The sequence below is a fragment of the Duganella sp. LjRoot269 genome, assembly GCF_964254095.1.
In the GTDB taxonomy this organism is placed as follows: domain Bacteria; phylum Pseudomonadota; class Gammaproteobacteria; order Burkholderiales; family Burkholderiaceae_D; genus Rugamonas; species Rugamonas hordei.
Window position 1 is genome coordinate 3,610,856 of record NZ_CAXUSL020000001.1, and the last position, 25,281, is coordinate 3,636,136.

The following is a 25,281-nucleotide window of genomic DNA, read 5'->3' on the forward strand; positions in this document are numbered from 1 at the left end:
ACAATACCGGCACCGATTAACCGTTTGTTGGTATTTTGTGAACATACGCCGCAACCTTTGCCACGTGCTGATGTCGCTTCTGCTGGTGTTTTCCCAGCAGATGGGGTTCTCGCACGCGCTGTCGCATGCGGCGGCGGGTTCGGTGCAGCTTGCCGCCCAGGCAAGCGACCAGGCGGCTGACGACACCGGCGGCATCACCAAGCTGGGCCTCGATCACAGCTGCGCCCAATGCCTGGCGTTCGCGCAGATCGGCTCCGCCGCCGACACCCGTTTCTACTCCTTCCCGCTGGCCGACAACGATGCGTCGGTCGCCATCGCCTCCACGCCCGCGGCGCTGGATTGCCAGCGCACCGTTTGCGGCTTCCTGTCCCGAGCTCCGCCCGTCCTGTCCTGATTGCGTCCGTTGGATCCGTTGCCGCTGCACCCAGAGCAGGCGGCGGTTCGTCGTATCTCTCTACAGGAATCAACATGTTGAAGCACAGCGTAATCGTGGCGGCCCTGAGCGCCGCCGTGGCAGCACCACAAGTGCATGCCGCCGATAAAAAAGAACAAAAGGAACTGGCCGAGATCCGCGCCGAGATCCGCCAGATGAAGGACGCCTACGAGGCCCGCCTGCAGGCGCTGGAGCAGCGTCTGCAGCAGGCGCAATCGGATGCGGCCGCCGCCAAGGCGCAGCTGGCTGCGCCGGCCGTCGCTTCGGCCGCCGCTCCGGCGACGACCCCGCCGGCCGATGCCGTGGCCGCCGCGCCTTACGTTGAAACGCCGGCAGCGCCGTCGGCCGTCGGCGGCGCCAACGCGCCAAGCAACCTGTTCAACCCGAACATCTCGATGATCCTCGGCGGCACGCTGCAAAACCTGAAACAGGATACTACCCAGTACCGTCTGCAAGGCTTCGCGCCCAGCGGCGGCGAGGTCGGTCCGGGCAAGCGCGGCTTCAGCCTGGGCGAATCCGAGCTGACCATGGCCGCCAACATCGATCCGCAATTCGCCGGCCAGCTGACCTTCTCGCTGAGCGGCGACAACGAGGTATCGGTGGAAGAAGCCTTCGTCCAGACCCGCGCCATGGAAAACGGCCTGAACATCAAGGCCGGCCGCTTCCTGTCCTCCATCGGCTACCTGAACAGCCAGCACGCCCACACCTGGGACTTCGTCGACGCGCCGCTGGCCTACCAGGCCTTCCTCGGCGGCCAGTACAAGCCGGACGGCGTGCAGGCCAAGTGGCTGGCGCCGATCGACCAGTTCCTGGAAATCGGCGTCGAGGCAGGCAGCGGCAGCGGCTTCCCAGGCAACGACCGGAACAAGAACGGCGCCGGCGCCGTCAGCGTGTTCGCTCACATCGGCGACGACATCGGCGATGCGGCCAGCTACCGCGCCGGCGTGTCCTATCTGCATACCGGCGCCGAGCAGCGCGCCTATGAAGACCAGGGCCTGACCAACAGCTTCAGCGGCAAGACCAATATGTGGATCGCCGATGCCATCTACAAATGGGCGCCGAACGGCAATCCGACCAACACCAACTTCAAGCTGCAGGGCGAATACTTCCGCCGCAAGGAAACCGGCACGCTGGACTACGCGGTCGACACCGCCGAGGCCGCCAACGGCAGCTACCGCAGCACGCAGTCCGGCTGGTACCTGCAAAGCGTCTATCAGTTCATGCCGACCTGGCGCGCCGGCCTGCGTTACGACCGGCTGTCGTCCGGCTCGCAGCGCATCGGGCTGATCGACAGCGGCGTGCTGGGCTGGGCCAGTCTGCCTGTCCTGGAGGCGTACGACCCGTCGCGCACCAGCTTCATGATCGACTACAGCCCGTCCGAGTTCTCGCGCCTGCGCCTGCAACTGGCGCGCGACAAGTCGCGTCCCGGCGTCACCGACAACCAGATTTTCCTTCAATACATCATGAGCCTGGGCACGCATGCTGCCCACTCGTTCTAAGGAGCAGGCAATGAAACACACACTCAAACAACTGCTGTTGGCCGCCGCAGCCTGCGTGGCGGCCACGTCGGCGCACGCCGCCCTCAACGTGCTGGCCTGCGAGCCGGAATGGGAAGCGCTGACCAATGAGCTGGGCGGCGACAAGGTCAAGGTGTCCAGCGCCACCAACGCGCTGCAGGATCCGCACCGCGTCGAGGCCCGTCCGAGCCTGATCGCGCGCACCCGCAACGCCAACCTGCTGGTGTGCACCGGGCTGGAGCTGGAAGTGGGCTGGCTGCCGGTGCTGGTCCAGCAGTCGGGCAACAGCAAGATCGCCGCCGGCCAGCCGGGCAACTTCGAGGCCGGCGCGTTCGTGCAGCGCCTCGACGTGCCGAGCAAGGTCGACCGCAGCGAGGGCGACGTCCACGCCGCCGGCAATCCGCACATCCAGCAAAACCCGCACAACATCGCGCTGGTGGCGGTGGCGCTGGCCAAGCGCCTGGCCGAGCTCGATCCCGCCAACGCCGCCTACTACCAGGCGCGGCAGAAGGATTTCTCGGCGCGCTGGGACGCCGCCATGCTGAAGTGGGAAAAACAGGCCGCGCCGCTGAAGGGCGTGGCCGTGGTCGAGCACCACAAGAACATGGAGTACCTGATGAGCTGGCTGGGCCTGCGCCAGGTGGGCACGCTGGAGCCCAAGCCGGGCGTCGAGCCGAGCGCGGCGCACCTGTCGGAGTTGCTCAACCAGCTGCAGCGCGCGCCGGCCAAGATGGTGATACGCGCCGCCTACCAGGACGGCCGCGCTTCGCAGTGGCTGTCCGAGCACGCCAAGATTCCGGCGGTGGTGCTGCCGTTCTCCGTGGGCGGCGACGACAAGAGCAAGGATTTGTTCGGCCTGTTCGATTCGACTGTACAACGCTTGCTGGATGCGAATAAATGAACGCTGAAACACTGGACCTGATGATCATCCTGCCGGCGCTGCTGGCGGGCCTGCTGGTGCTGACCACGCACGTGCCGCTGGGCGCGCAGGTGCTCAAGCGCGGCATCGTGTTTATCGACCTGGCGATCGCGCAGATCGCCGCGCTGGGCGTGATCATCGCCGGCGTGGCCGAGCTCGATCCGCAGGGCTGGGCGGTGCAGGGCGCGGCGGCCGCGGCGGCGGTGCTGGGCGCCTTGCTGCTGACCTGGACCGAGAAGCGCTGGCCGGAAGTGCAGGAAGCGCAGATCGGCGTGATGTTCATCCTGGCCGCGACCGCCGGCTTGCTGCTGGTGGCGCATAATCCGCACGGCGGCGAGCATTTGCAGGACTTGCTGGCCGGCCAGATCCTGTGGGTGCGCTACGATCAGCTGCTGGTGCCGGCCATCGGCACAGTGGTCATCTGCGCGCTGCTGTATTTCCTGCGCGACCGTTTGAGCCGGCTCGGCTTTTACCTGATCTTCGCGCTCGCTGTCACAGCTTCGGTACAACTGGTGGGCGTCTATCTGGTGTTCACCAGCTTGATCGTGCCCGGCCTGGCGGTGCGCCATTATTCCGGCAAGAAACGACTAGTGCTGGCTTACCTGATCGGCGCCGCCGGCTATGCCAGCGGCCTGGTGCTGTCGACACTGTACGATCTGCCATCGGGCGCCTTGATCGTCTGGTGCCTGACGGTGCTGGCGATTGGCGTGTACGCGGCGGGTCCGAAGCCCAATGGCCGGCAACGCAGCATTCATCACTGAGTCGTCACTGAGTCATCACTGAAAACGATAACATTTTATCATGACGCATTTGAGCGCGCTCAAACCACGAAACGGGGTGCGTTTTACACTTTAACCAACATTGTGACAGCGTTGGACTGAGGTGTGCCATGAAAAATCAGAGCTCGGCGAGGGAAGGGTACGACACCTATTTGTGGTATCGCGAAGCCGCCGAGCGCGGCGATGCGTACGCCCAGTTCAATCTGGGGTTGCTCTACAAAAAAGGCGACGGCATCGCGCGCGACGAGGGCCGCGCTTTCTACTGGATGTTCAAGGCCGCGCACCGGGGCCTGGCGTTCGCCCAGAACCATCTGGGGGTGATGTACTACAACGGCCGCGGCGTCACCAGCGACGACCGGGAGGCGGTGCGCTGGTTTCGCGCCGCCGCCCAGCAGGGCGACGTCTCGGCCCAGCAAAACCTGGGGCAGATGTACAAGAAGGGGCGCGGCGTGTCCCGCAATGATGAAACCGCCTTGTCGTGGTTTTACCGCGCGTCCGAGCAGGGGGCGGCCAGCGCCCAGACCTTGCTCGGCGAAGCCTATGTGCACGGCATGGGCGTGCGGCGCAACTTTCCGCTGGCGCTGGCCTGGTTCCGCAAGGCCGCGCTGCAAAACGATCCCAGCGCACAACTCAATCTCGGTTTGATGTACAAGCACGGCCACGGCGTGGCGCGCAACGATGCGCAGGCGCTGGCATGGTTCCGCCAGGCCGCCGCGCAGGGCGATCCCGTCGCGCAGCGGCTGGTCGGCGTGGCTTACGCCGAGGGCTTGGGTGTGGCGGCCGACCAGCTGCGCGCCTATGCTTGGCTGCAGCGCGCGGCCGAGCAGGAAGACGCCGACGCGCAGTTCAACCTGGGCATCATGCTGGCCAACGGCAAGGGCGTGGACCGCGACGACGAGCTGGCGTTTTCGTGGTACCGCCGCGCGGCCGAGTCCGGCCATGTGCTGGCCCAGTACAACCTCGGCGGCATGTACGCGCGCGGACGCGGCGTGGCGCGCGACGAGCGGCGTGCGTTGGAGTGGTACCGCATGGCCGCCGAGCAGGGGGCGCCGAACGCGCAGTTCAATGTCGGCGTGATGTACGCGAACGGCCACGGTGTGGCCAAGGACGAGGCGCGCGCGGTGACCTGGTACCGCAGCGCGGCGGAGCAGGGCGACGCCAGCGCGCAAAACAACCTGGGCGTGATGTATGCCAACGGGTTGGGCGTGGCGCAGGACGACCGGCAGGCGGCGGAATGGTATGGCAAGGCCGCCGGGCAGGGCCACGCGATGGCGCAGTTCAACCTGGGCGGCATGTACGGCAGCGGCCGCGGCGTGCCGCGCGACGTGCAGCAGGCGTGCATGTGGCTGTTGCTGGCGGCCGACGCCAGCGAACTGGCCGCCGCCAGCAACCGCAAGAAATCCGAACTGGGCTTGACGCCGCAAGCGATGGCGGCGGCGCAGGAACAGGCGCGGGAATGGCGCGCCGCCCACTGCAAGCTGACGCGGCCGCTATAGCCTTTGCCTGTCAGGCGACTTGCCGGCGGTCGATGAACAGGCTGTTGCCGTGTATCTTCTTGGCCTGCTTCTTGGATTCCGCCGCCGCAGTGGCGATCTGGTGGTGGGTGTAGTACTGGCGCGGCTCGACGCGGATCGCGCCGACGGACAAGCTCATCAGCGAATAAAACACTTTCTTGCCCTGGCGGTCTTCGCTGAGATAGCCGCCGCGCTCGCGGTCCTCGAGGCTGTAGAAGTCCAGCACGCTATGCCCGAACTGCTCCAGCACGGCCTGGCAGCGTTCCTCCCAATCCTCGCTCTGGAACAGCACCATGAAATCGTCGCCGCCGATATGGCCGACGAAGTCGCGGTTGGCGTCGCAGCGCTCGCTGAGCAACTGGCCGGTCAGCTGGATCACGTCGTCGCCGCGGCGGTAGCCGTAGACGTCGTTGAAAGGCTTGAAGTGGTCCAGGTCGAAATAGCAGACCCAGAACCGCGTGCCGCTTTCCAGCAGGCGGTCGATGTGCTCGTTGATCGGCACGTTGCCCGGCAGCTGGGTCAGCGGATTGGCGTAGCGCGCGGCGTTGATCTGCATCTGCGTGATCTCGCGCATCAGGTCGTGGCCGGTGCCCATGCCCAGGTAGCGGCCCTGGTCGGTGATGATGAAGCCGTTGAACAGGTGATGGGCGTCGGCCTGCACCATGCGGAAGCTCAGGTCCTGCAGGCTGGTGTCCTTGTCGGCGATCAGCGGCTTGCGGTCCATGAACTGCTTGCACGATTTCTTGCCGTACAGCTCGCGCTGGTAGGGACGGGCGAAGTGGTCGATCATGTCGAAGCGGCTGATCAACCCCAGCGGCTCGCCGTCGTCGACCACCGGGATGATCAGCAGCTTGGGCTGCTTGACGAAGATTTCGTAGACGTCGTTGTTGTTCATGGAGGACGGCACGGCATCGACCTGGTTGAGCAGCTTGTAGATGCTGGCCGTGTTTTTTTCGGCGCCGCGCTGCGGATAGACCGCCACGCCGTTGCGCGCCAGCGCCTTGACCACCTCGGCCGGCGCGGTGCGGGCCGGTTGCGCGTTGGGCCGGCCCAGGTGGTAGCCCTGGCCGAAGGCGACGCCGACGTCGCGCAGCACCAGCAGCTCGGCCTGGGTCTCGATGCCCTCGGCGATGACCAGCGTGTCGGACTTGTCGGCAATCTCCTGGATCGAGCGCACGAACTGCAGCTTGACCGGGTCGTTGTTGATGCCTTGAATAAAATGCATGTCGATCTTGACATACTCGGGACGCAGTTCCGACCACAGCCGCAGGCTGGAAAAGCCTTCGCCAAGGTCGTCGATGGCGATCTGGAAGCCCATGTTGCGGTAATGCAGCACCGCCTCGCGCATCAGGTCGTAGTCGTAGGTCGGCTGGTTTTCGGTCAGCTCGATGATCACGCGGTCCGGGTGGATGCCGATCTGGTGGATGTATTCCAGCGTCTCGCCATGCCGCGCGTCGCGCTGCAGCAGGCATTCCGGGCTGACGTTGAGGAACAGCTTGCCCGGCAGCTTGAGTTCGGCAAAGCGTTCCAGCACCACCTTGCGGCACAGGTGCTCGACCTGCACCGTCAGGCCGTTGACGCGCGCCACCTTGAACAAGTTCATCGGCGAGTGCAGCGGGCTGTCGGACGGCCCCCGTATCAAGCCCTCGTAGGCGATGATTTCGCCGCTCTGCATGTGTACAATGGGCTGGAACAGCGCACTCAGCTGGCGCCGCGCGAGGATGTCGTGCAGATGCGCGCGCAGCACGGCGTCGTCATCCTCTGCCAGGGGCTTGAGATAACTGACGGTAGCGCCTTGCGGCGGTTTGCGGCCGAGAACGGAATTCACGATGGCGGTGCTCAATAGGCTTCAACCGGCAGATCGTAGCGCGCTTTTGTGACCGCATGATGACGTATAGAAACAAATCTATTGCTCCGACGCTACCCCCGGTCGCTACAATCGGTACAATATGTGCTTGTCATAAATAAAGTTCAGGCTCCCCATGCGTCGTTGTGTCCGTCGATCCCTGTTGTTCTGCCTGCTGGCCTGGAGCGCCGCCGGCGCCGGCGCCAGCGGTCTCACCGTGCAGGTGCAGGACGCGGCCGGCAAAGCCTTGCCCGACACCGTGATTTATGTCGAGCCCGAAGGCGGTCCGGCGGCCGGCAAGGCGCCCGCCACGGCGGAGATCGAGCAGAAGGGCCTGAAGTTCCTGCCCCTGGTCAGCGTGGTGCAAACCGGCAGCAAGGTATTCTTCCCGAACAACGACAAGGTGCGCCACCACATCTATTCCTTCTCGCCGGCCCATAAATTCGACCAGAAGCTGTATTCCGGCCAGTCGGCCGCGCCCCAGGTGTTCGACAAGGCAGGCACGGTTGTGCTCGGTTGTAACATCCATGACAAGATGCTGGCTTACGTCAAGGTGGTCGACACGCCGAACTTCGCCAAGACCGACGGCGCCGGCGCGGCCCGCATCGAGCTGCCCGCCGGCAAATACGTGGTCAAGGCCTGGCACTACAACACGGTCGGCGGCGCCACCCCCGAACAGCCGCTGACGGTGAAGGCGGGCGACAGCCTGGCGACCGCGGTGTTCAAGCTGCCGATGAAGGCGGCGTCGGCCGAAGACGCATCCTCGTCCAATTACTGAGGGATGGCCTGAGCATGCGCATTCGTTTTCGCAGCCTGGAAAGCCGGATCGTCACGCTGTTCCTGGTGTTGATCATCGCCGTGCAGGTGGCCGGCCTGCTGGTGATCCAGCGCGGCATCGACAACAACGCCCGGCTCAGCATCAGTAGCGAACTCAGCAACGGCGCCAAGGTGTTCCGCCGGCTGCTGGACCAGAACGCGCAAAGCCTGCGCTTCGGCGCCCGCCTGCTGGCGCGCGACACCGCCTTCGTGGCCGCCATCGGCAACAACGACGAGAGCGACCGCGCCACCATCGAGTCGGCGCTGGCCAACAGCGGGCGCCGCATCAAGGCTTCGCTGACGATGCTGATCAGCGCCGAGCGCAAGATCAGCGTATCGACCAACAACAGCCAGTCGGCCGGGCTGGAAAAACTGGTCGACAGCATGCTCGACGCCGCCGAAGCCTCCGACGGCGCCAACGGCATCGCCATCGTCGACCGCCGGCCGTACCAGATCGTCGTCATGCCGGTCAAGGCGCCGATCACCATCGGCTGGATCGTGATGACCTTCCCGATCGACCGCCAGCTGGCCACCGACATGCGCGAAGTCAGCTCGCTGCACACCACCGTGCTGACGCGCGACCCGCAAGGGCGCTGGATGGCCGTGGGCTCGACCTTCCTCGGCGCGTCGGCGCAAACCGTGGTCGACCAGCTGCAGGCCTTGCCGTCCACGCCGGAAGGGCCATTCGACATGACGGTCGAGAGCAGCCAGTACAGCGCGCGCCTGCTGTCGATCGGCAGCGACAACGGCCAAGCCGCCAGCGTGCTGCTGGCGCGCTCCATCGACGAGGCGACCGCCGAATACACCCGCCTCGAACACTGGCTGATCGGCCTGACGCTGGCCGGCATCGCCGTCTCGGCGCTGGCCATCGTGTTCACCGCCAAGCGCATCGCCCAGCCGATCAGCTCACTGGCGGAAACCGCCAAGCGTCTGGAGCAGGGCGACTACAAGGGCCAGATCGACACCAGCCGCGAAGACGAAATCGGCGCGCTGGCGCATGCCTTCGACGCGATGCGCGAGGGGATCGCCAAGCGAGAACAGGAAATCCGCCGGCTGGCGTATTGGGACACGCTGACCGGGTTGCCGAACCGCGCCCAGTTCCTGCTGCTGCTGAACGACGCGCTGGCCGACGCGGGCAAGCGCGATGAAGCGGTGTTCGTGCTGATGATGGACCTGGACCGCTTCAAGCACGTCAACGACGTCATGGGCCACAACTTCGGCGATGCGCTCCTGCGCCAGGTGGCGGGCCGCCTGCAGCTGCTGCTGGCGAACCGGCGCCAGTCGTCGGCGCAGGTGGCGCGGCTAGGCGGCGACGAATTCGCCGTGCTGCTGCCGGCCTCCGACCTCGATTCGGCCCAGCGCATGGCCGCCGAGATCCTGCAGACGCTGGAGACGCCGCTGTCGCTGGAAGACCAGACGGTCGACATCGGCGCGGGCCTGGGCATCGCCGGCTATCCGGCCCACGGCAGCGACGGCGTCGCCTTGCTGAGCATGGCCGAGGTGGCGATGTACGCGGCCAAGCAGCGCAACGACGGCGCCGTGGTCTACGACGTGGCGATGGACAAGTCCAGCGAGAAGAGCCTGTCGCTGCTGACGGAGCTGCGCAACGCCATCGAGCGCAACGAGTTCCGCCTGCACGTGCAGCCGAAGATCATGCTCGATACCGGCAAGGTGGTGGGCATGGAGTCGCTGGTGCGCTGGGTCCATCCCGAGCGCGGCAACGTGTTCCCCGACGAGTTCATTCCGTTCGCCGAGCAGACCGGCTTTATCCGCGTGCTGACGCGCTGGGTGATGGAGAAGTCGGCGGAGCTGTGCCAGGAGCTGGCGGCCAAGGGCTATCCGCTGAAGGTGTCGGTCAACCTGTCGACGCGCGACTTGCTGGACCAGGACCTGCCGGCCAAGTTTGCCGACCTGCTGGAGCGCCACAAGCTCGCTCCCGGCTCGTTCTGCCTGGAGATCACCGAGAGCGCGATCATGGACGATCCGGTGCGCGCCCAGAACACGCTGGAGCGCCTGAGCGCGATGGGCGTGGACCTGTCGATCGACGATTTCGGCACCGGCTATTCGTCGCTGGCGTATCTGAAGCGGCTGCCGGTCAATGAACTGAAGATCGACAAGTCCTTCGTGCTGAACATGGAGAACGACATCGGCGACACCAAGATCGTGCGCTCGACCATCGACCTCGGTCACAACATGGGCCTGCGCGTGGTGGCCGAGGGCATCGAGAGCGAAGCCGTATGGCGCCTGCTGGCCGAACTGGGGTGCGACCAGGGACAGGGCTACTTCATGAGCCGTCCGATCCCCGGCGACCAGTTCATTTCCTGGCTGGAGACGTGGCAGGCGCCGGCCGCCATCGCCACCGACGACGTCAGCTACGCCAAATAAAAAATGTCCTGGCTTCCGGCCTAACGTTTCAAATTTGCTAAACTTCACGTTATGATCTGTGTTCCTGAACCTTACTTTGATACGGATCACACATGCAACGACGTTTATCGCTATTGGCCTCCCTGATATTGTCGCAAGCCTCCGCCCTGGCGCAAACCTGCCCGGCCCCCGGCGCAACGCTGAACTACCCGATCACCCGCACCGTGGACCAGCAGGACAACTACCACGGCACCACCATCGCCGATCCCTACCGCTGGCTGGAAGACGCCAACAGCGACGAGACCCACGCCTGGGTCGAGGCGCAGAACAAGCTGACGCAGGGCTACCTGTCGCAGATCCCGGGCCGCGGCGCGATCAAGTCGCGCCTGACCAAGCTGTGGAACTTCGAGCGCTTCAGCGTGCCGTTCAAGGAAGGCGGCCGCTATTTCTACAGCCGTAACGACGGGCTGCAGAATCAGTCGGTGCTGTACACGATGAAGACGCTGGCCGACGTGCCGCGCATGCTGCTCGATCCGAACACGCTGGCCGCCGACGGCACCGTGGCGCTGGCCGGCCTGGCCGTCAGCCCGAACGGGCGTTACCTGGCCTACAGCACCGCGGCATCCGGCTCCGACTGGAACGAGATCAGGGTGCGCGACATCGACAGCGGCAAGGACACCGACGACATCATCAAGTGGGTCAAGTTCTCCAGCACCGCATGGCTGCACGACGGTTCCGGCTTCTTCTACAGCCGCTACGACGAGCCGAAGGAAGCGACCAAGCTGGCCGACGTCAACTACTTCCAGAAGCTGTACTTCCACAAGGTCGGCACGCCGCAAAGCGCGGATACGCTGGTCTACGACCGGCCGGACCACAAGGACTGGGGCTTCGGCGCCGAAGTGAGCGAGGATGGCAAATACCTGGTGATCACCGCGTCGCAGGGCACGGAGAACAAGAACCGCGTCTACTACAAGGAGCTGTCGCGCAAGGACGCCAAGGTGGTGCCGCTGCTGGAGGACTTCGACGCGGCCTATAACTTCATCGGCAACGACGGTTCCGTGTTCTGGTTCCGCACCGAGCGCAACGCGCCGCGCGGCCGCATCATCAGCATCGACACCCGCAAGCCGGGCGTGTTGAACTGGAAGCAGATCGTGCCCGAGAGTGGCAACACGATGGTGTCCGCATCCATCGTCAACAACCAGCTGCTGGTTGATTACCTGAGCGATGCGCACAGCCTGGTCAAGGTGTTCGACCTCAAAGGCAAGCCGCTGCACGATATCGAACTGCCGGGCCTCGGCTCGGCCGGAGGCTTCAACGGCAAGCGCGCCGATACCGAAACCTTCTACTCGTACACCAGCTTTACCACGCCGTCGACCATCTACCGCTACGACCTCAAGGCCAATAAGAGCAGCGTGTACCGCCAGCCGAAGGTGGACTTCGACCCGGCTTTGTTTGAGACACGCCAGGAATTCTTCACCAGCCGCGATGGCACCAAGGTGCCGATGTTCATCGTGTCGAAGAAGGGTCTGAAGCTGGACGGCAGCAATCCTACTTACTTGTACGGCTACGGCGGTTTCAATATCTCGCTGACGCCGTCGTTCTCGGTCGCCAACCTGGCGTGGCTGGAAATGGGCGGCGTCTACGTGATGGCCAACCTGCGCGGCGGCGGCGAGTACGGCGAATCGTGGCATGCGGCCGGCACCAAGCTGCAGAAGCAGAATGTGTTCGACGATTTCATCGGCGCGGCCGAATGGCTGATCGAGCACAAGGTCACGTCGCCGGCCAAGCTGTCCATCGGCGGCGGCAGCAACGGCGGCCTGCTGGTCGGTGCGGCGATGACGCAGCGTCCCGAATTGTTCGCGGCGGCGATCCCGCAGGTCGGCGTGATGGACATGCTGCGCTTCCACAAGTTCACCATCGGCTGGGCCTGGACTTCGGACTATGGCTCGTCCGACAACGCCGACGAATTCAAGGCGCTGGTCAAGTACTCGCCGCTGCACAACCTGAAGAAGGGCACCTGCTATCCGGCGACCATGATCACCACCGCCGATCATGACGACCGCGTGGTACCGGCCCACAGCTTCAAGTTCGCCGCGACCGCGCAGGCCGATCAGGCGCCGGGCGGCGCGCCCATCCTGATCCGTATCGACAGCAAGGCCGGCCACGGCGCCGGCAAGCCGACCACCAAGCAGATCGAGGAAGTGGCGGACCGCTGGGGCTTCCTGAGCCGCGCGCTGAAGATGGACGGCGCCGCTGAAGGCGTCAAAGCGGCGGGCCAGCAGTGAGGGCCGCGCCAGCCGCCGGGCCGCTGCTGCTCGCCATTTTGATGTCGGGCGCGGCACCGGTGGTTGGCGCCGCCGCTTCGCCTTCGGCCGTTTCGTCCACGGCGCCGGCTGCCAGGCAGATCGCCGACGTCACGCGCGGCATGCAATCGCAGCCGGGCTTCATCGACGTCTGGCGCGATACCGACAAGGGCAGGGTGCTGCTGTCGGTGGCCGCGTTGAACCAGCCCTTCCTGCTACTGAGTTCCTTGCCTTACGCACTGGGCTCGAACGACGTCGGCCTCGATCGCGGCCAGCCGGGCGAGATGCGCATGGCGCACTTTGAAAAACGTGGCGCCAGGCTGTTCCTGGTCCAGGAAAACACCAACTTCATCGCCGCTTCGCCGGACAAGGACGAACGCGCCGCCGTGCAGGAATCCTTTGCCAGCGCCGTACTGTGGTCCGGCGACATTCTCGCCGCTGATGGCGGGCGTCATCTCATCGACTTCTCCAGCTTCCTGCTGGCCGACCGTCACGGCGTCGTCGCGCGCCTGACGGCCGCCAAGCAGGGCGCCTACCAGGTAGATGCCACGCGTAGCGCTGTGCTGGCGGAAGAGGCCAAGGCCTTCCCGGACAACATCGAACTGGAGTCGCTGCTGACCTTTGCCGGTCCCGGACAGGCCGAGTATGTGCGCCAGGTTGGCGCCGATCCCGCCAGCCTGTCGCTGCGCCAGCGCATCAGCATGGTGCGCCTGCCCGAGGTGGGTGAAAAAGCCGGCGGCTGGCAGCCACGCGCCTACCATCCATATTCCGGTGGCTTCGACACCAGCTACTACGACTTCGCCACGCCGCTCGCCAGCAGCATCGACGTTCACTGGCAAGTACGGCACCGCCTTGAAAAGACCGATCCGTCGGCGGCGGTGAGCACCGTCAAGAAGCCCATCGTCTACTACGTCGACCGCGGCGCGCCGGAGCCCGTGCGCTCGGCATTGATCGCCGGCGCCTCGTGGTGGGCCAGCGCCTTCGAGAAGGCCGGCTTCAAGGACGCCTACCGCGTCGAGCTGCTGCCCGAGGGCGTCGATGCGATGGACATCCGCTACAACGTCATCCACTGGGTACACCGCGCAACGCGCGGCTGGTCCTACGGGAACGCGCTGGCCGATCCGCGTACCGGACAGATTATCCGCGGCGCCGTCACGCTGGGTTCGCAGCGCGTGCGCCAGGACATCCTGATCGCCGAAAGCCTGCTTGCCCCGTACGGCAAGAACGCTCCGGCCGACAAGCAGAAGCTGGCCGAGGAAATGGCGCTGGCCCGACTGCGCCAGCTGGCCGCGCATGAAGTGGGACACACGCTGGGCTTCGCCCATAATTTCGCGGCCAGCCGCATGGGCAACGGCAACGGCTCGGTGATGGATTACCCCCATCCGATACTGAAGCTTGACGCCAGGGGCAATGTCGATCTGGCGGATGCCTATGGCGTCGGCGTCGGGCCGTGGGACGACTACATCGTCAAATACATCTACGGCGACTTTGGCGGCGGCACTCAGGAACAGGCGGCGCTGGCCAAGCTGCGCGCCGATGCGCGCGCAGCCGGCATGCCGTACTCCAGCGACCAGGACGACCGCTCGCCAGGCTCCAGCCATCCCGACGGCCTGTTGTGGGACTTCGGACCGGACTCGATCAAGACCTGGGACCAACTGGGCGCCGTCCGCCAGCGCGCGCTGCAAACCTTCTCGGTGGATGTGCTGCCGGACGCCCGCCAGATCGGCGAGCTGGAAGCGCGGCTGGTCCCTGTCTACCTGCTGCAGCGCTATCAGGGCGAAGCGGTGGCGCGACTGATCGGCGGCGGAGATTTCGATTACACCAGCGCGGGCGACGTCAAGGCCGGCCTGGGCAAGGCTGGCATCAAGGCCACGCCAGCGGCGATTCAGCGCCAGGCTTTGAACCGCCTGGCCGACAGCCTGCGCGCCGAATACCTGGCGCTGCCGGCCGGCGTGCTGGACGTCCTGACGCCGCCGGCGATGGGCCATGAACGCAGCCGCGAATACTTCGCCACCAATATGGGTTCGGTGTTCGACGCCTTCTCGATCGCCGAGGCGGGCGCCGCGCAAACGGCCGGCTTCCTGCTGGACGCCAACCGTATCAACCGCGTCGCCTGGCAGCACGCGCGCGACGCGCAACAGCCCGGCGTGCAGGAAGTGCTGTCGTTGCTGCTGCAAAAAACCTGGAAGCGCGAGCCGGTGCCGGCCTCGGTCGTCGGAGGCGAAGCGGTGCAGTTGGCGGCCGACTGGGTGCTGGCCGACGCCATGCTGAACCTGCTGGACGGCGGCAAACTGCATCCACAGGTGGCGGCGGAGGTGCGGCAATCGGTGCGCGAGCTGGCGCAGTGGCTGCAAAAGAATCCCGGCAAAGGTGTCACGGCCGGCAGCCGCAAGCAGGCGGCCGAGCTGATTGCCGGCTATCTGGCCGATCCGCGCAGCGTCAAACTGCGGGCCTTGCCTGCTGTGCCTCCGGGAGCTCCGATCTGATCTGCACCAAAATGATGCCATCTTTCGGTGCGCACGACGGTGGTGCGAAGTATTCACCAAAACAAAACCCAGCGAAATCAGTCACTTAAAATTTGCACCAAAGTGGAACGAATATTGCTTTTACTCATATTCGTTTTTAACTTTTGCATTATTTTGGGGAGTAATCTTGATGGGTGGATACAAAGACGGCGCCGACGCATTGTTCATTTTGCTCGGCGCCATCATGATTTTGGCCATGCATGCCGGCTTCGCGTTTCTGGAGCTGGGCACGGTGCGCAAGAAAAACCAGGTCAACGCGCTGGTCAAGATCCTGGTGGATTTTGCGGTGTCGACGATTGCGTACTTTTTTGTCGGCTACAGCATCGCCTATGGCGTCAATTTCTTCTCCTCGGCCGACGTGCTGGCTGCCAAAAACGGCTATGAGCTGGTCAAGTTCTTCTTCCTGCTGACCTTTGCGGCGGCGATTCCTGCGATTATCTCGGGCGGCATCGCCGAGCGGGCGCGCTTCCATCCGCAGCTGGTCGCCACCGCGCTGCTGGTCGGCTTTGTCTACCCATTCTTTGAAGGCATCGTCTGGAACCACCGCTTCGGCGTGCAGCAATGGCTGGCCTCCGCCTTCGGCGCCGAGTTCCACGATTTCGCCGGTTCGGTGGTGGTGCATGCCGTCGGCGGCTGGGTCGCGCTGCCGGCCGTGCTGCTGCTGGGCGCCCGCCGTGGACGCTATATGAAGAACGGCGCCATCGCCGCCCATCCGCCGTCGTCGATCCCTTTCCTGGCGCTGGGCGCGTGGATTCTGACGGTGGGCTGGTTCGGCTTCAACGTCATGAGCGCGCAGGCGCTGGACAAGATGAACGGCCTGGTGGCCGTCAATTCGCTGATGGCGATGGTCGGCGGCACGCTGGTCGCGCTGTTGATGGGCAAGAACGATCCCGGCTTCGCCTACAACGGGCCGCTGGCCGGCCTGGTGGCGGTGTGCGCCGGCTCGGACCTGATGCACCCGCTGGGCGCGCTGGCCACCGGCGCCATCGCCGGCGGTGTGTTCGTCTGGATGTTCACGCTGGCGCAGAACAAATGGAAGATCGACGACGTGCTGGGAGTGTGGCCGCTGCACGGCCTGTGCGGCGCGTGGGGCGGTATCGCGGCGGGTATCTTCGGCCAGAAAGCCCTGGGCGGCATCGGCGGCGTGTCGCTGGCGGCGCAGCTGGGCGGCACCTTGCTCGGCGTGGCGATCGCCCTGATCGGCGGCTTCGCCATCTACGGCCTGCTGAAAGCCACGCTCGGCCTGCGTCTCGATCCGGAGGAGGAGTTCCAGGGGGCCGACCTGTCGATCCACCGCATCACATCGACTCCGGAGCGGGAGTCGAATTGGTAACCAATTAACGGTGTATCACCACCAGCAGCGCCTTCGCCTCGGTCTTGCCGACGTTGCGGATGATGTGCTGCTGGTCACCCGGGTAGCGCGCCGTGCTGCCCAGCTTGACCTTCTTCTTGTCGGGTCCCACTTCCACTTCCACCGAACCGTGCAGCAGCGTCAGGTGTTCCTGCGCGCCAGGATCATGTCCCTGCGAGGCCAGTTCGCCGCCCGGCACCAGCGTCAGTTCATACCACTCATATTTGCTCGCCAGTTCCAGCGGGCCCAGGATGCGCAGCACGTAGCCGGCGTGATGGCCGGGCAGGGTAGGAATTTCGTGCGCCTCGATCACGCGGACGGTCTCCGTCTCCCGTTCGGCCGTTGCCAGCAGTTCCCCGATCTGCACTCCCAGCGCATTGGCCAGCCGCCAGGTGATGGCGATGGTCGGGTTGGCCTTCTCGCGCTCGATCTGCGACAGCATCGACTTGGAGACCCCCGCGATCCGGGACAGGTCTTCCAGGGTCAGGCCGCGCGCCAGGCGCAGCCGCTGCAGGGCGGCGCCGACTTCCGGTGGGGCGTTTGTCGAAACAGGTGTTTTCATTGTTTTATTCGGCAGATGGACTAAATTTCAATTGAATCGCCGCTGGTGCGCGGCTTGCAGAGTTCACTGGTTCTCTGTAATATTCGATATATTGAATTTGAGTTCGAAATAACGGATTTCGCATAAGACAGTGTAAACGCGGTGAAATCGTACCACACACAAGGACTATCATGACCATCCAAGCCAAAACCTCCTTCTTCAGCGGCCTGCAGCAAAACCTCGACCAGCTGCGCGAGCAGGGCCTGTACAAGCCCGAGCGTGTGCTGGCGTCGCGCCAGGGCTCGGAAGTGGTGGGCGAGGATGGCCGCACCTTGATTAATATGTGCGCCAACAACTACCTCGGACTGTCCGGCCAGGAGTGGGTGGCCCAGGCCGCGATCGACGCGACCGAGAAATACGGCTACGGCCTGTCGTCGGTACGTTTCATCTGCGGCACCCAGACGGTGCACAAGCAGCTGGAACAGGCGATCTCGAAGTTCCTCGGTACCGAGGACACCATCCTGTACGCGGCGGCCTTCGACGCCAACGGCGGCGTGTTCGAGCCGCTGTTCGATGAAAACGACGCCATCATCTCCGACGCGCTGAACCACGCCTCGATCATCGACGGCATCCGCCTGTGCAAGGCCGCGCGCTTCCGCTACACCCACAACGACATGGCCGATCTGGAAGTGCAGCTGCAGGCGGCGTCCGACAAGCGCCACAAGGTCATCGTCACCGACGGCGTGTTCTCGATGGACGGCACCATCGCCCAGCTGGACAAGATCTGCGACCTGGCCGACAAGTACGGCGCGCTGGTGATGATCGACGAATGCCACGCCTCCGGCTTCATGGGCGCGACCGGCCGCGGCACGCACGAGCACCACAACGTCATGGGCCGCATCGACATCATCACCGGCACCTTGGGCAAGGCGCTGGGCGGCGCGATGGGCGGCTTCACCTCGGCGCGCAAGGAAGTGATCGACATGCTGCGCCAGAAATCGCGTCCCTACCTGTTCTCCAACACGCTGGCGCCGTCGATCGCCGGCGCTTCGCTGGCGGTGCTGCAGCAGCTGTCGCAATCGACCGAGCTGCGCGACCGCCTGCATGAAAACACCGCTTACTTCCGCAAGGAGATCGAGCGTATCGGCTTCACCATCAAGCCCGGTACGCACCCTGTAGTTCCTGTCATGTTGTTCGATGCGCCCGTCGCGCAGAAATTCGCGGCACGAATGTATGAGCTGGGCGTTCTGCTCAGCGGCTTCTTCTACCCGGTGGTCCCGATGGGCCAGGCGCGCGTCCGTGTCCAACTGTCGGCGGCTCACACCCGCGAACAGCTGGACACCGTGCTCAAAGCATTCGAACAGGCGGGCCAAGAACTGGGCCTGCTGAAAAACTAAACATGAAAATCGTCAGGAACATAAAAATGGAACAACAACGCATCCTTGTTATCGGCGCCAACGGCCAGATCGGCAGTGAACTGGTGGAGGCCCTGGCCGCCCAGCACGGCGCGCAAAACGTCATCGCCAGCGACATCAGCCCGACCAACCTGTACAACGCGGCGCGCTACACGCCGCTGAACGTGCTGGACAAGGAAGCGCTGTCGGCGCTGGTCACGCAAGAGGGCATCACCCAGGTCTACCAATTGGCGGCCATGCTGTCGGCCACCGGCGAAGCGGCGCCGCTGAAAGCCTGGACGCTGAACATGGACGGCCTGCTCAACATCCTGGAAGTGGCGCGTGAGCGCGGCGCCATCGGCAAGCCGCTGCGCATCTTCTGGCCTTCGTCGATCGCCGCCTTCGGCCCGAACACGCCGGCCGTCAATACGCCGCAAACCACGGTGATGGATCCGACCACCATCTACGGCATCAGCAAGCTGGCCGGCGAGCGCCTGTGCGAGTACTACTTCATCAAGTATGGCGTCGACGTGCGCTCGATCCGCTACCCGGGCATCATCAGCTTCAAGTCGCCACCGGGCGGCGGCACCACCGACTACGCCATCGCCATCTTCCACTCGGCGCTGCGCGGCGAGCGCTATGAATGCTTCCTCGGCCCGCAGACCACGCTGCCGATGATCTACATGCCCGATGCCATCCGCGCCACCATCGAACTGATGGACGCGCCGGCCGAACAGGTCAAGGTGCGCTCGGCCTACAACGTGGCCGGCGTGTCGTTCAATCCGGAACAGCTGGCCGCCGCGATCACCCGCGCGCTGCCGGACTTCAAGATCGGTTACAAGCCGGACAGCCGCCAGGCCATCGCCGACACCTGGCCGCAAAGCCTGGACGACGCCACCGCGACCGCCGACTGGGGCTGGAAAGCCCGCATCGGCGTCGAGGAGATGGTGGCCGACATGCTGGCCAACGTCGATGTCCATCTGGGCAAAGCGGCGTAATTCAACACACTATAAAAAAGCGAGACAACTGATGGACATGAGCGTATTCGACCTGTTTAAAATCGGCATCGGGCCGTCGAGTTCCCACACGGTGGGACCGATGGTGGCGGCCCGCCGGTTTCTGCTCGATAGCGCTCCGCTGGACGACGTCACCGGCGTGACCGCCGAGCTGTATGGCTCGCTGGCGCTGACCGGCATCGGCCACGCGACCGACAAGGCCGTCATTCTCGGCCTGATGGGCGAAACCCCGCAGGACGTGGTGCCGACCAGCGTCGATGCGCAACTGGCGGCAGCCGAAGCCGCCGGCGAGCTGAAGCTGCTGGGCAAGCACGCGGTGCCGTTCAAGCGCGGCGTCAACCTGGTGTTCCATATGGCCGAATCGCTGGCCGAGCATCCGAACGGCATGCGTTTCACCGTTACGCGCGCCGACGGCAGCACCTTCGGCAAGGTGTATTACTCGGTTGGCGGGGGTTTCATCAAGGAGGAGGGGGAGGCACACGAGGCCGCCCCGGTGTCCGGCAGCGCGCCCGCGTCGGCCATTCCTTATCCGTTCGACACCATGGACCAGTTGCTGGCCCACGGCGAGCGCAGCGGCCTGACCATTCCGCAAATGCTGCGCACGAACGAAAACGTCAAGCGCACGGATGCGGAACTGAACGCCGGCATCGACAAGATCTGGCAGGTCATGCGCGACTGCATCGCCCACGGCCTGGAAACGCCGGGCCAGCTGCCGGGCGGCCTGAACGTCAAGCGCCGCGCCGCCAATCTGTGGAAGCAGGCCAGCGACGCCAAGGCGTCCGACAACCGCGCCAACGACTTGCCGCACGACGCGCTGCACCAGGTCAGCCTGTACGCAATGGCCGTCAACGAGGAAAACGCCGCCGGTGGCCGTGTCGTCACGGCGCCGACCAACGGTGCGGCGGGCATCATACCGGCCGTGCTGCGCTACTACGCGGAAGACTGCAAGCCCAGCGACCCGGTCACCGGCGTGCGCAATTTCATGCTGACGGCGGCCGCCATCGGCATGCTGTGCAAGCGTAACGCGTCGATCTCCGGCGCCGAAATCGGCTGCCAGGGCGAAGTCGGCGTGGCCTGCGCGATGGCTGCGGCCGGCCTGGTGGCGGCGCTGGGCGGCAGCAACAACCAGATCGAAAACGCGGCCGAAATCGGCATCGAGCATCACCTGGGCATGACCTGCGACCCGATCGGCGGCCTGGTGCAGATTCCCTGCATCGAGCGCAACGGCATGGGCGCCGTCAAGGCCATCACTGCCGCCTCGCTGGCCTTGAAGGGCGACGGCACCCACTTCGTCAGCCTCGACGAAGTGATCGAAACCATGCGCCAGACCGGCGCCGACATGCAGGCCAAGTACAAGGAAACCTCGCTGGGCGGCCTCGCCATCCACGTCATCACTGTCAATCACGCGGCTTGCTAATTCGGGCGTGCCGCGCTGCTGCCAAAATACAACAGCCCTTTTTTGCCGCAATTGTTTTGCGGAAAGGGTTTGTTGTGCACTTGCATCACAAAATTTCCCCAGAAAATGTTTTAGGCCGAATTTGCGGTAAAAATTTCTGGGCGGAATCAGAAACCCATGCATTCGAGAAAAGTTGACTCGGGGGAAATTTAAAATTTAAAATTGATAACAAAAAATCTGTCCGCAGTGATACATTAATCCTAATTCAGAAATTTTCAGGGCTTTAATATTGGCTGCAGTACTGGCCCCACTACTACTTAAAAGGTGTCTTTATGAAGATGTCGCTGAAAAAAGTCAGTGTTGTAGGCGTATTGCTTGCGGGTGTGGTGGGATGGTCGGGCGCGCAAGCGACCACTTTGGATGTGAGTGCGCCGCTGGCCCTGACCGGCACCGTAGCGCACAACAGCATCACTTATGGCCGCACCAATCCTGCGGAAACCCTGTTCACCGATACCTTTACATTTACGCTGGCCAGCCCGACCACATGGTCGACCTTCAGCGATTTCAAGGTGTCGTCGACCAGCGTCACCGGTGGACTTGACCTGTACTCCTTTACGTTGAGTGGTCCGACTGGCAGTTCCGGCAACCAGGTGCAGACCGGCACGAGCGAGCTCTGGACGCTGCCGACCTTGAGCCTGATCAATGGCAACTACACCATTACCGTGACCGGCAAGTTCCACAGCCGCGGCTCGCTGACGCTGGACGGCAAGATCGTCACTGCGGTTCCTGAGCCGGAAACCTACGGCATGTTGCTGGGCGGTTTGGGCGTACTGGGCCTGGTGGCCCGCCGCAAACGCAATGCCGGCAAAAAGTCCTGACGCGAGAATTTTCAGCCTCCTCCCATCCAACCTAAAGGCACAAACATGAATATGACCACGAAAGCGGCACTGGCTGCCGTAGCGCTCGCAGCGGGTATGTTTACCTCGTCGGCCCAGGCGACTGACTACGACTTGAATTCACTGGTCGTGGACTGGACCGCCGGTGTCGACAAGGCGTTCACCGGTGCGGCGGGCACGTTCGTCGACCACTACACATTCACCACGGATGGTTCCGGCTACCTGACCGACTCGCTGCTGCAGCAGTTGGGCATCTCCATCACGTCGTTCTCGATCCATAGCGCCGCCAGCAACGCGCTGATCGGCCCGGCCGGTTACGAGGTGTCGGCCAGCGATTCCTCCGTGGCGCAGGCTGGCTCAGGCTACTGGTATTTCTCCAATGTCGCGGTGGCGGCCAATACCGCTTACTACCTGGAAGTGGCGGGTTCCAGAGTTGCGGGTGATACCACGTATGGCTTTACGGTCAATCTGACGCCGGCGCCGGTGCCGGAACCTGAAACTTATGCCTTGCTGCTGGCCGGCCTGGGTGTGATGGGCTGGATGCGCCGCCGCAAAAGCGCATAAAAGTGTCGAGGCCGCCAAGGCCGCGCAACGCCCCGGACCGGTTCCGGGGCTTTTTTTTGTGCCATCGGCTTGCTCGCACTATAATAACCGCTCCTTTGCACCGTTCTGCCCTTTAGCCGTCAGCCCAACCGGACTTTTCTAATCTATGCAATACGTGTCTACCCGCGCCGCCGCATCGGCCGCTTCCTCGTCTTCCCAACAATTCTCCGACATCCTTCTGGGTGGCCTGGCCGTCGATGGTGGCCTGTTCCTGCCGTCGGCCTACCCGCAGGTGACCGGCGCCGAGCTCGATGCCTGGCGCCAGCTGTCCTACGCCGACCTGGCGTTCGAGATCCTGAGGAAGTTCGCGACCGACATTCCGGAAGCCGACCTGCGCGCGCTGACCGCCAAGACCTACACCAAGGAAGTCTACAAAAACGCCCGCAAAGGCGAGAAGGCCGGCCAGATCACGCCGCTGCGCGTGCTGGAAGAGGGCGACAACGGCACCAAGCTGGTGCTGCAGGCGCTGTCCAACGGCCCGACGCTGGCCTTCAAGGACATGGCGATGCAATTGCTGGGCAATCTGTTCGAATACACGCTGGCCAAGCAGGACGCGCAACTGAACATCTTCGGCGCCACCTCCGGCGACACCGGCAGCGCCGCCGAATACGCGATGCGCGGCAAGAAGGGCATCCGCGTGTTCATGCTGTCGCCGCACAAGAAGATGAGCGCCTTCCAGACCGCGCAGATGTTCTCGCTGCAGGATCCGAACATCTTCAACATCGCCATCGAAGGCGTGTTTGACGACGCCCAGGACATGGTCAAGGCGGTGTCCAACGACCTGCCGTTCAAGGCCAAACAGAAGATCGGCACCGTCAACTCGATCAACTGGGCGCGCGTCGTGGCGCAGGTGGTGTACTACTTCCGCGGCTACCTGTCGGCCACCACGTCCAACGACCAGAAGGTGTCGTTTACGGTCCCTTCGGGGAACTTCGGCAATATCTGCGCCGGCCACATCGCCCGCATGATGGGCCTGCCGATCGACAAGCTGGTTGCCGCCACCAACGAAAACGACGTGCTCGACGAATTCTTCCGCACCGGCGTGTACCGCGTGCGCAAGTCGGCCGAGACCTATCACACCAGCAGCCCGTCGATGGACATCTCCAAGGCGTCCAACTTCGAGCGCTTCATCTACGACCTGGTGGGCCGCGACGGCGACCGCACCCGCGCCCTGTTCCAGAAAGTCGAGAGCCACGGCGGCTTCGACCTGTCCGGCAAGCCTGGCAGCGACGGCGACGAGTTCAAGCTGGTGGCCAAGTACGGCTTCAAGTCCGGCAAGTCGACGCACGAGGACCGTCTGAACACGATCCGCGACGTGGCCGACGACTATGGCATCGTCATCGACACCCACACCGCCGACGGCATCAAGGTCGCGCGCGAGAACCTGGAACCCGGCGTGACGATGATCGTGCTGGAGACCGCGCTGGCGGCCAAGTTCAACGAGACCATCCTCGATGCGCTGGGCGAGGACGCCGAACGTCCGGAAGGCTTCGAGAATATCGAGGACCTGCCGCAGAAGTTCGTCGTCATGCCGCCGGACGTGGAGAAGATGAAGGCCTACATCGCGGCGAACACTGGTCTCTGAAATGACTGAATACAAGCCCAAGCCGATGCTGGCGGTCAGCGAAGCGCTGGCCCTGATGGACGCCGCCGCGCGTCCATTGGCCGACACCGAAGTCGTGTCGACGCTGTCGGCCAACGGCCGCGTGCTGGCCAAGGCGCAGGTGTCGGGCATGAACGTGCCGGGCATGGACAACACCCAGATGGATGGCTACGCGGTGCGCGCGGCCGATTGCGCCGGCGGCAACGCGGCGCTGACGGTATCGCAGCGCATCCCGGCCGGCCATGTCGGCCAGCCTTTGCTGCCGGGGACCGCGGCGCGCATCTTCACCGGCGCGCTGATACCGGAGGGCGCGGACGCCGTCGTCATGCAGGAGCAGTGCGAGTTGGTCGGCAATATCGTCACCATCAAGCATGCGCCGAAATCCGGCGAGTGGATACGCCGCGCCGGCGAGGACATCACCAACGGCAGCGTGATCCTGCCGGCCGGCACGCGCCTGCGCAGCCAGGAACTGGGTTTGGCGGCTTCGGTTGGGCTGGCGGAGTTGCCGGTCAAGCGCAAGCTGCGCGTGGCCGTGTTCTTCACTGGCGACGAACTGACGATGCCGGGTGAGCCGCTGGCGCCTGGCGCCATCTACAATTCCAACCGCTTCACGCTGCGTGCGCTGCTGGAAAACCTGGGCTGCGAAATCAGCGATTTCGGCATCGTGCCGGACTCGCTGGAAGCGACCCGCTCGGTGCTGCGCGAATGCGCGCGGAAGAATGACCTGATCATCACTTCCGGCGGCGTCTCGGTCGGCGAGGAGGATCACATCAAGCCGGCGGTGGAGGCGGAAGGCAAGCTGAATATGTGGCAGATCGCCGTCAAGCCGGGCAAGCCGCTGGCGTTCGGCGAAGTGGGGCAGGCGTTCTTTGTCGGACTACCCGGCAATCCGGTGTCGAGCTTCATCACCTTCCTGATGTTCGTGCGCCCGTTCGTGCTGCGGCTGCAGGGCGTGGAAGGCGCGCTGGCGCCGCGCGCGTTTGCGATGCGGGCCGACTTCAACTGGCCGAAGGCGGACAAGCGCAACGAGTTCCTGCGCGTGCGCATCAACGTCGCCGGCGGCCTCGAACTGTTCAGCAACCAGAGCTCCGGCGTGTTGACGTCGACCGTGTGGGGCGATGGCGTGATCGACAATCCGCCCGGCCAGACCATCGCGGCCGGCGACACGGTTCGATTTATACCGTTTAGCGAGTTAATGCACTGATGGCCGTTACCGTAAAATTTTTCGCCAGCGTGCGCGAGGCGCTGGGCGCGTCGTCCGAGACGCTGGAACTGCCGGCTGGCGTTGCCACCGTCGGCGAACTGCGCGCGCACCTGGCTGCGCGTGGCGAGGCATGGAACAAGGCGCTGGGCAGTCCGGCGCTGCGCATGGCCTGCAACCAGGTCATGTGCGGCGCCGATGCCGCCGTGGCCGACGGCGCCGAAGTGGCGTTCTTCCCGCCGGTCACCGGCGGCTGACCGCCTC

Annotated in this window: 20 protein-coding genes; 18 read left to right on the forward strand and 2 right to left on the reverse strand. The window is 64.4% G+C overall.

Annotated elements, in window-relative coordinates; all coding sequences use genetic code 11:
- Positions 1-37: 37 nt before the first annotated feature.
- The 5 genes from ACSQ3S_RS16175 (at position 38) to ACSQ3S_RS16195 (ending at position 5,144) form a co-directional block, all read left to right on the forward strand.
- Positions 38-394 carry a hypothetical protein gene (locus ACSQ3S_RS16175; protein ID WP_436143013.1) on the forward strand — a complete coding sequence of 119 codons (357 nt, stop codon included), beginning with the start codon at positions 38-40 and terminating at the stop codon, positions 392-394.
- Between the two features lie 74 nt (positions 395-468).
- Positions 469-1,932 carry a hypothetical protein gene (locus tag ACSQ3S_RS16180; protein WP_436143014.1) on the forward strand — a complete coding sequence of 488 codons (1,464 nt, stop codon included), beginning with the start codon at positions 469-471 and terminating at the stop codon, positions 1,930-1,932.
- A 10-nt stretch (positions 1,933-1,942) separates the two neighbouring features.
- Entirely contained in the window at positions 1,943-2,851 is a 909-nt protein-coding gene (locus ACSQ3S_RS16185; protein WP_353398374.1) for a metal ABC transporter substrate-binding protein, read from the forward strand.
- Complete coding sequence (locus ACSQ3S_RS16190; RefSeq protein WP_353398377.1) at positions 2,848-3,630, forward strand: metal ABC transporter permease; 783 nt, start codon at positions 2,848-2,850, stop codon at positions 3,628-3,630. The genes ACSQ3S_RS16185 and ACSQ3S_RS16190 overlap by 4 nt, the downstream gene beginning before the upstream one ends.
- 128 nt (positions 3,631-3,758) lie before the next feature.
- The gene (locus ACSQ3S_RS16195) at positions 3,759-5,144 is read left to right on the forward strand and encodes a tetratricopeptide repeat protein (protein WP_436143015.1); all 1,386 of its coding nucleotides are present in this window, start codon (positions 3,759-3,761) and stop codon (positions 5,142-5,144) included.
- A 10-nt stretch (positions 5,145-5,154) separates the two neighbouring features.
- On the opposite strand, the gene ACSQ3S_RS16200 is transcribed toward ACSQ3S_RS16195, so the two are convergent.
- Positions 5,155-6,906: a GGDEF domain-containing protein gene (locus ACSQ3S_RS16200; RefSeq protein WP_436145031.1), complete on the reverse strand. Its 1,752-nt coding sequence runs from the start codon at positions 6,904-6,906 to the stop codon at positions 5,155-5,157.
- Between the two features lie 238 nt (positions 6,907-7,144).
- Here ACSQ3S_RS16200 and ACSQ3S_RS16205 point away from each other — a divergent pair, with 238 nt between their 5' ends.
- From ACSQ3S_RS16205 to ACSQ3S_RS16225, 5 genes are all read left to right on the forward strand, one after another.
- Positions 7,145-7,786, forward strand: a complete 642-nt coding sequence (locus tag ACSQ3S_RS16205) for a methylamine utilization protein (protein WP_436143016.1) — start codon at positions 7,145-7,147, stop codon at positions 7,784-7,786.
- A 14-nt stretch (positions 7,787-7,800) separates the two neighbouring features.
- A complete protein-coding gene (locus ACSQ3S_RS16210; protein ID WP_436143017.1) occupies positions 7,801-10,209 on the forward strand; it encodes a putative bifunctional diguanylate cyclase/phosphodiesterase in 2,409 nt (802 codons plus the stop codon).
- A 92-nt stretch (positions 10,210-10,301) separates the two neighbouring features.
- Complete coding sequence (locus ACSQ3S_RS16215; RefSeq protein WP_436143018.1) at positions 10,302-12,473, forward strand: prolyl oligopeptidase family serine peptidase; 2,172 nt, start codon at positions 10,302-10,304, stop codon at positions 12,471-12,473.
- Complete coding sequence (locus ACSQ3S_RS16220) at positions 12,470-14,977, forward strand: zinc-dependent metalloprotease (RefSeq protein ID WP_436143019.1); 2,508 nt, start codon at positions 12,470-12,472, stop codon at positions 14,975-14,977. Before ACSQ3S_RS16215 ends, ACSQ3S_RS16220 begins: the two co-directional genes overlap by 4 nt.
- Before the next feature lie 169 nt (positions 14,978-15,146).
- Positions 15,147-16,349 carry an ammonium transporter gene (locus ACSQ3S_RS16225; protein WP_176650589.1) on the forward strand — a complete coding sequence of 401 codons (1,203 nt, stop codon included), beginning with the start codon at positions 15,147-15,149 and terminating at the stop codon, positions 16,347-16,349.
- Between the two features lie 4 nt (positions 16,350-16,353).
- Here the strand turns inward: ACSQ3S_RS16225 and ACSQ3S_RS16230 are convergent, their stop codons facing one another.
- Positions 16,354-16,929 carry a helix-turn-helix domain-containing protein gene (locus tag ACSQ3S_RS16230; RefSeq protein ID WP_176650590.1) on the reverse strand — a complete coding sequence of 192 codons (576 nt, stop codon included), beginning with the start codon at positions 16,927-16,929 and terminating at the stop codon, positions 16,354-16,356.
- Between the two features lie 170 nt (positions 16,930-17,099).
- On the opposite strand from ACSQ3S_RS16230, the gene kbl reads away from it, so the two are divergent.
- From kbl to moaD, 8 genes are all read left to right on the forward strand, one after another.
- Positions 17,100-18,305, forward strand: coding sequence for a glycine C-acetyltransferase (gene kbl, locus ACSQ3S_RS16235; protein ID WP_436143020.1), 1,206 nt, complete (start codon positions 17,100-17,102; stop codon positions 18,303-18,305).
- Positions 18,306-18,331: 26 nt separating this feature from the next.
- Positions 18,332-19,300, forward strand: coding sequence for an NAD-dependent epimerase/dehydratase family protein (locus tag ACSQ3S_RS16240; protein ID WP_176650592.1), 969 nt, complete (start codon positions 18,332-18,334; stop codon positions 19,298-19,300).
- Between the two features lie 31 nt (positions 19,301-19,331).
- A complete protein-coding gene (locus ACSQ3S_RS16245; RefSeq protein ID WP_176650593.1) occupies positions 19,332-20,735 on the forward strand; it encodes an L-serine ammonia-lyase in 1,404 nt (467 codons plus the stop codon).
- 311 nt (positions 20,736-21,046) lie between these two features.
- Positions 21,047-21,592 carry an FxDxF family PEP-CTERM protein gene (locus ACSQ3S_RS16250; RefSeq protein ID WP_436143021.1) on the forward strand — a complete coding sequence of 182 codons (546 nt, stop codon included), beginning with the start codon at positions 21,047-21,049 and terminating at the stop codon, positions 21,590-21,592.
- A gap of 51 nt (positions 21,593-21,643) precedes the next feature.
- Positions 21,644-22,174: an FxDxF family PEP-CTERM protein gene (locus ACSQ3S_RS16255; RefSeq protein WP_436145032.1), complete on the forward strand. Its 531-nt coding sequence runs from the start codon at positions 21,644-21,646 to the stop codon at positions 22,172-22,174.
- Positions 22,175-22,319: 145 nt separating this feature from the next.
- Positions 22,320-23,798, forward strand: coding sequence for a threonine synthase (thrC, locus tag ACSQ3S_RS16260; RefSeq protein WP_436143022.1), 1,479 nt, complete (start codon positions 22,320-22,322; stop codon positions 23,796-23,798).
- A 1-nt stretch (position 23,799) separates the two neighbouring features.
- On the forward strand, positions 23,800-25,020 hold the full coding sequence (locus tag ACSQ3S_RS16265; RefSeq protein ID WP_436143023.1) for a molybdopterin molybdotransferase MoeA: 1,221 nt from the start codon (positions 23,800-23,802) through the stop codon (positions 25,018-25,020).
- The gene (gene moaD, locus ACSQ3S_RS16270) at positions 25,020-25,274 is read left to right on the forward strand and encodes a molybdopterin converting factor subunit 1 (RefSeq protein ID WP_176650598.1); all 255 of its coding nucleotides are present in this window, start codon (positions 25,020-25,022) and stop codon (positions 25,272-25,274) included. The genes ACSQ3S_RS16265 and moaD overlap by 1 nt, the downstream gene beginning before the upstream one ends.
- The last annotated feature ends 7 nt before the right edge of the window (positions 25,275-25,281 follow it).

Coding starts and splice junctions, on each gene's coding strand:
- ACSQ3S_RS16185 (WP_353398374.1), top strand. CDS start 1,943: ATGAAACACACACTCAAACAACTGCTGTTGGCCGCCGCAGCCTGCGTG.
- ACSQ3S_RS16225 (WP_176650589.1), top strand. CDS start 15,147: ATGGGTGGATACAAAGACGGCGCCGACGCATTGTTCATTTTGCTCGGC.
- ACSQ3S_RS16210 (WP_436143017.1), top strand. CDS start 7,801: ATGCGCATTCGTTTTCGCAGCCTGGAAAGCCGGATCGTCACGCTGTTC.
- ACSQ3S_RS16245 (WP_176650593.1), top strand. CDS start 19,332: ATGGACATGAGCGTATTCGACCTGTTTAAAATCGGCATCGGGCCGTCG.
- ACSQ3S_RS16240 (WP_176650592.1), top strand. CDS start 18,332: ATGGAACAACAACGCATCCTTGTTATCGGCGCCAACGGCCAGATCGGC.
- thrC (WP_436143022.1), top strand. CDS start 22,320: ATGCAATACGTGTCTACCCGCGCCGCCGCATCGGCCGCTTCCTCGTCT.
- ACSQ3S_RS16265 (WP_436143023.1), top strand. CDS start 23,800: ATGACTGAATACAAGCCCAAGCCGATGCTGGCGGTCAGCGAAGCGCTG.
- ACSQ3S_RS16230 (WP_176650590.1), bottom strand. CDS start 16,929: ATGAAAACACCTGTTTCGACAAACGCCCCACCGGAAGTCGGCGCCGCC.
- ACSQ3S_RS16195 (WP_436143015.1), top strand. CDS start 3,759: ATGAAAAATCAGAGCTCGGCGAGGGAAGGGTACGACACCTATTTGTGG.
- ACSQ3S_RS16205 (WP_436143016.1), top strand. CDS start 7,145: ATGCGTCGTTGTGTCCGTCGATCCCTGTTGTTCTGCCTGCTGGCCTGG.
- moaD (WP_176650598.1), top strand. CDS start 25,020: ATGGCCGTTACCGTAAAATTTTTCGCCAGCGTGCGCGAGGCGCTGGGC.
- ACSQ3S_RS16255 (WP_436145032.1), top strand. CDS start 21,644: ATGACCACGAAAGCGGCACTGGCTGCCGTAGCGCTCGCAGCGGGTATG.
- ACSQ3S_RS16190 (WP_353398377.1), top strand. CDS start 2,848: ATGAACGCTGAAACACTGGACCTGATGATCATCCTGCCGGCGCTGCTG.
- ACSQ3S_RS16250 (WP_436143021.1), top strand. CDS start 21,047: ATGAAGATGTCGCTGAAAAAAGTCAGTGTTGTAGGCGTATTGCTTGCG.
- ACSQ3S_RS16215 (WP_436143018.1), top strand. CDS start 10,302: ATGCAACGACGTTTATCGCTATTGGCCTCCCTGATATTGTCGCAAGCC.
- kbl (WP_436143020.1), top strand. CDS start 17,100: ATGACCATCCAAGCCAAAACCTCCTTCTTCAGCGGCCTGCAGCAAAAC.
- ACSQ3S_RS16180 (WP_436143014.1), top strand. CDS start 469: ATGTTGAAGCACAGCGTAATCGTGGCGGCCCTGAGCGCCGCCGTGGCA.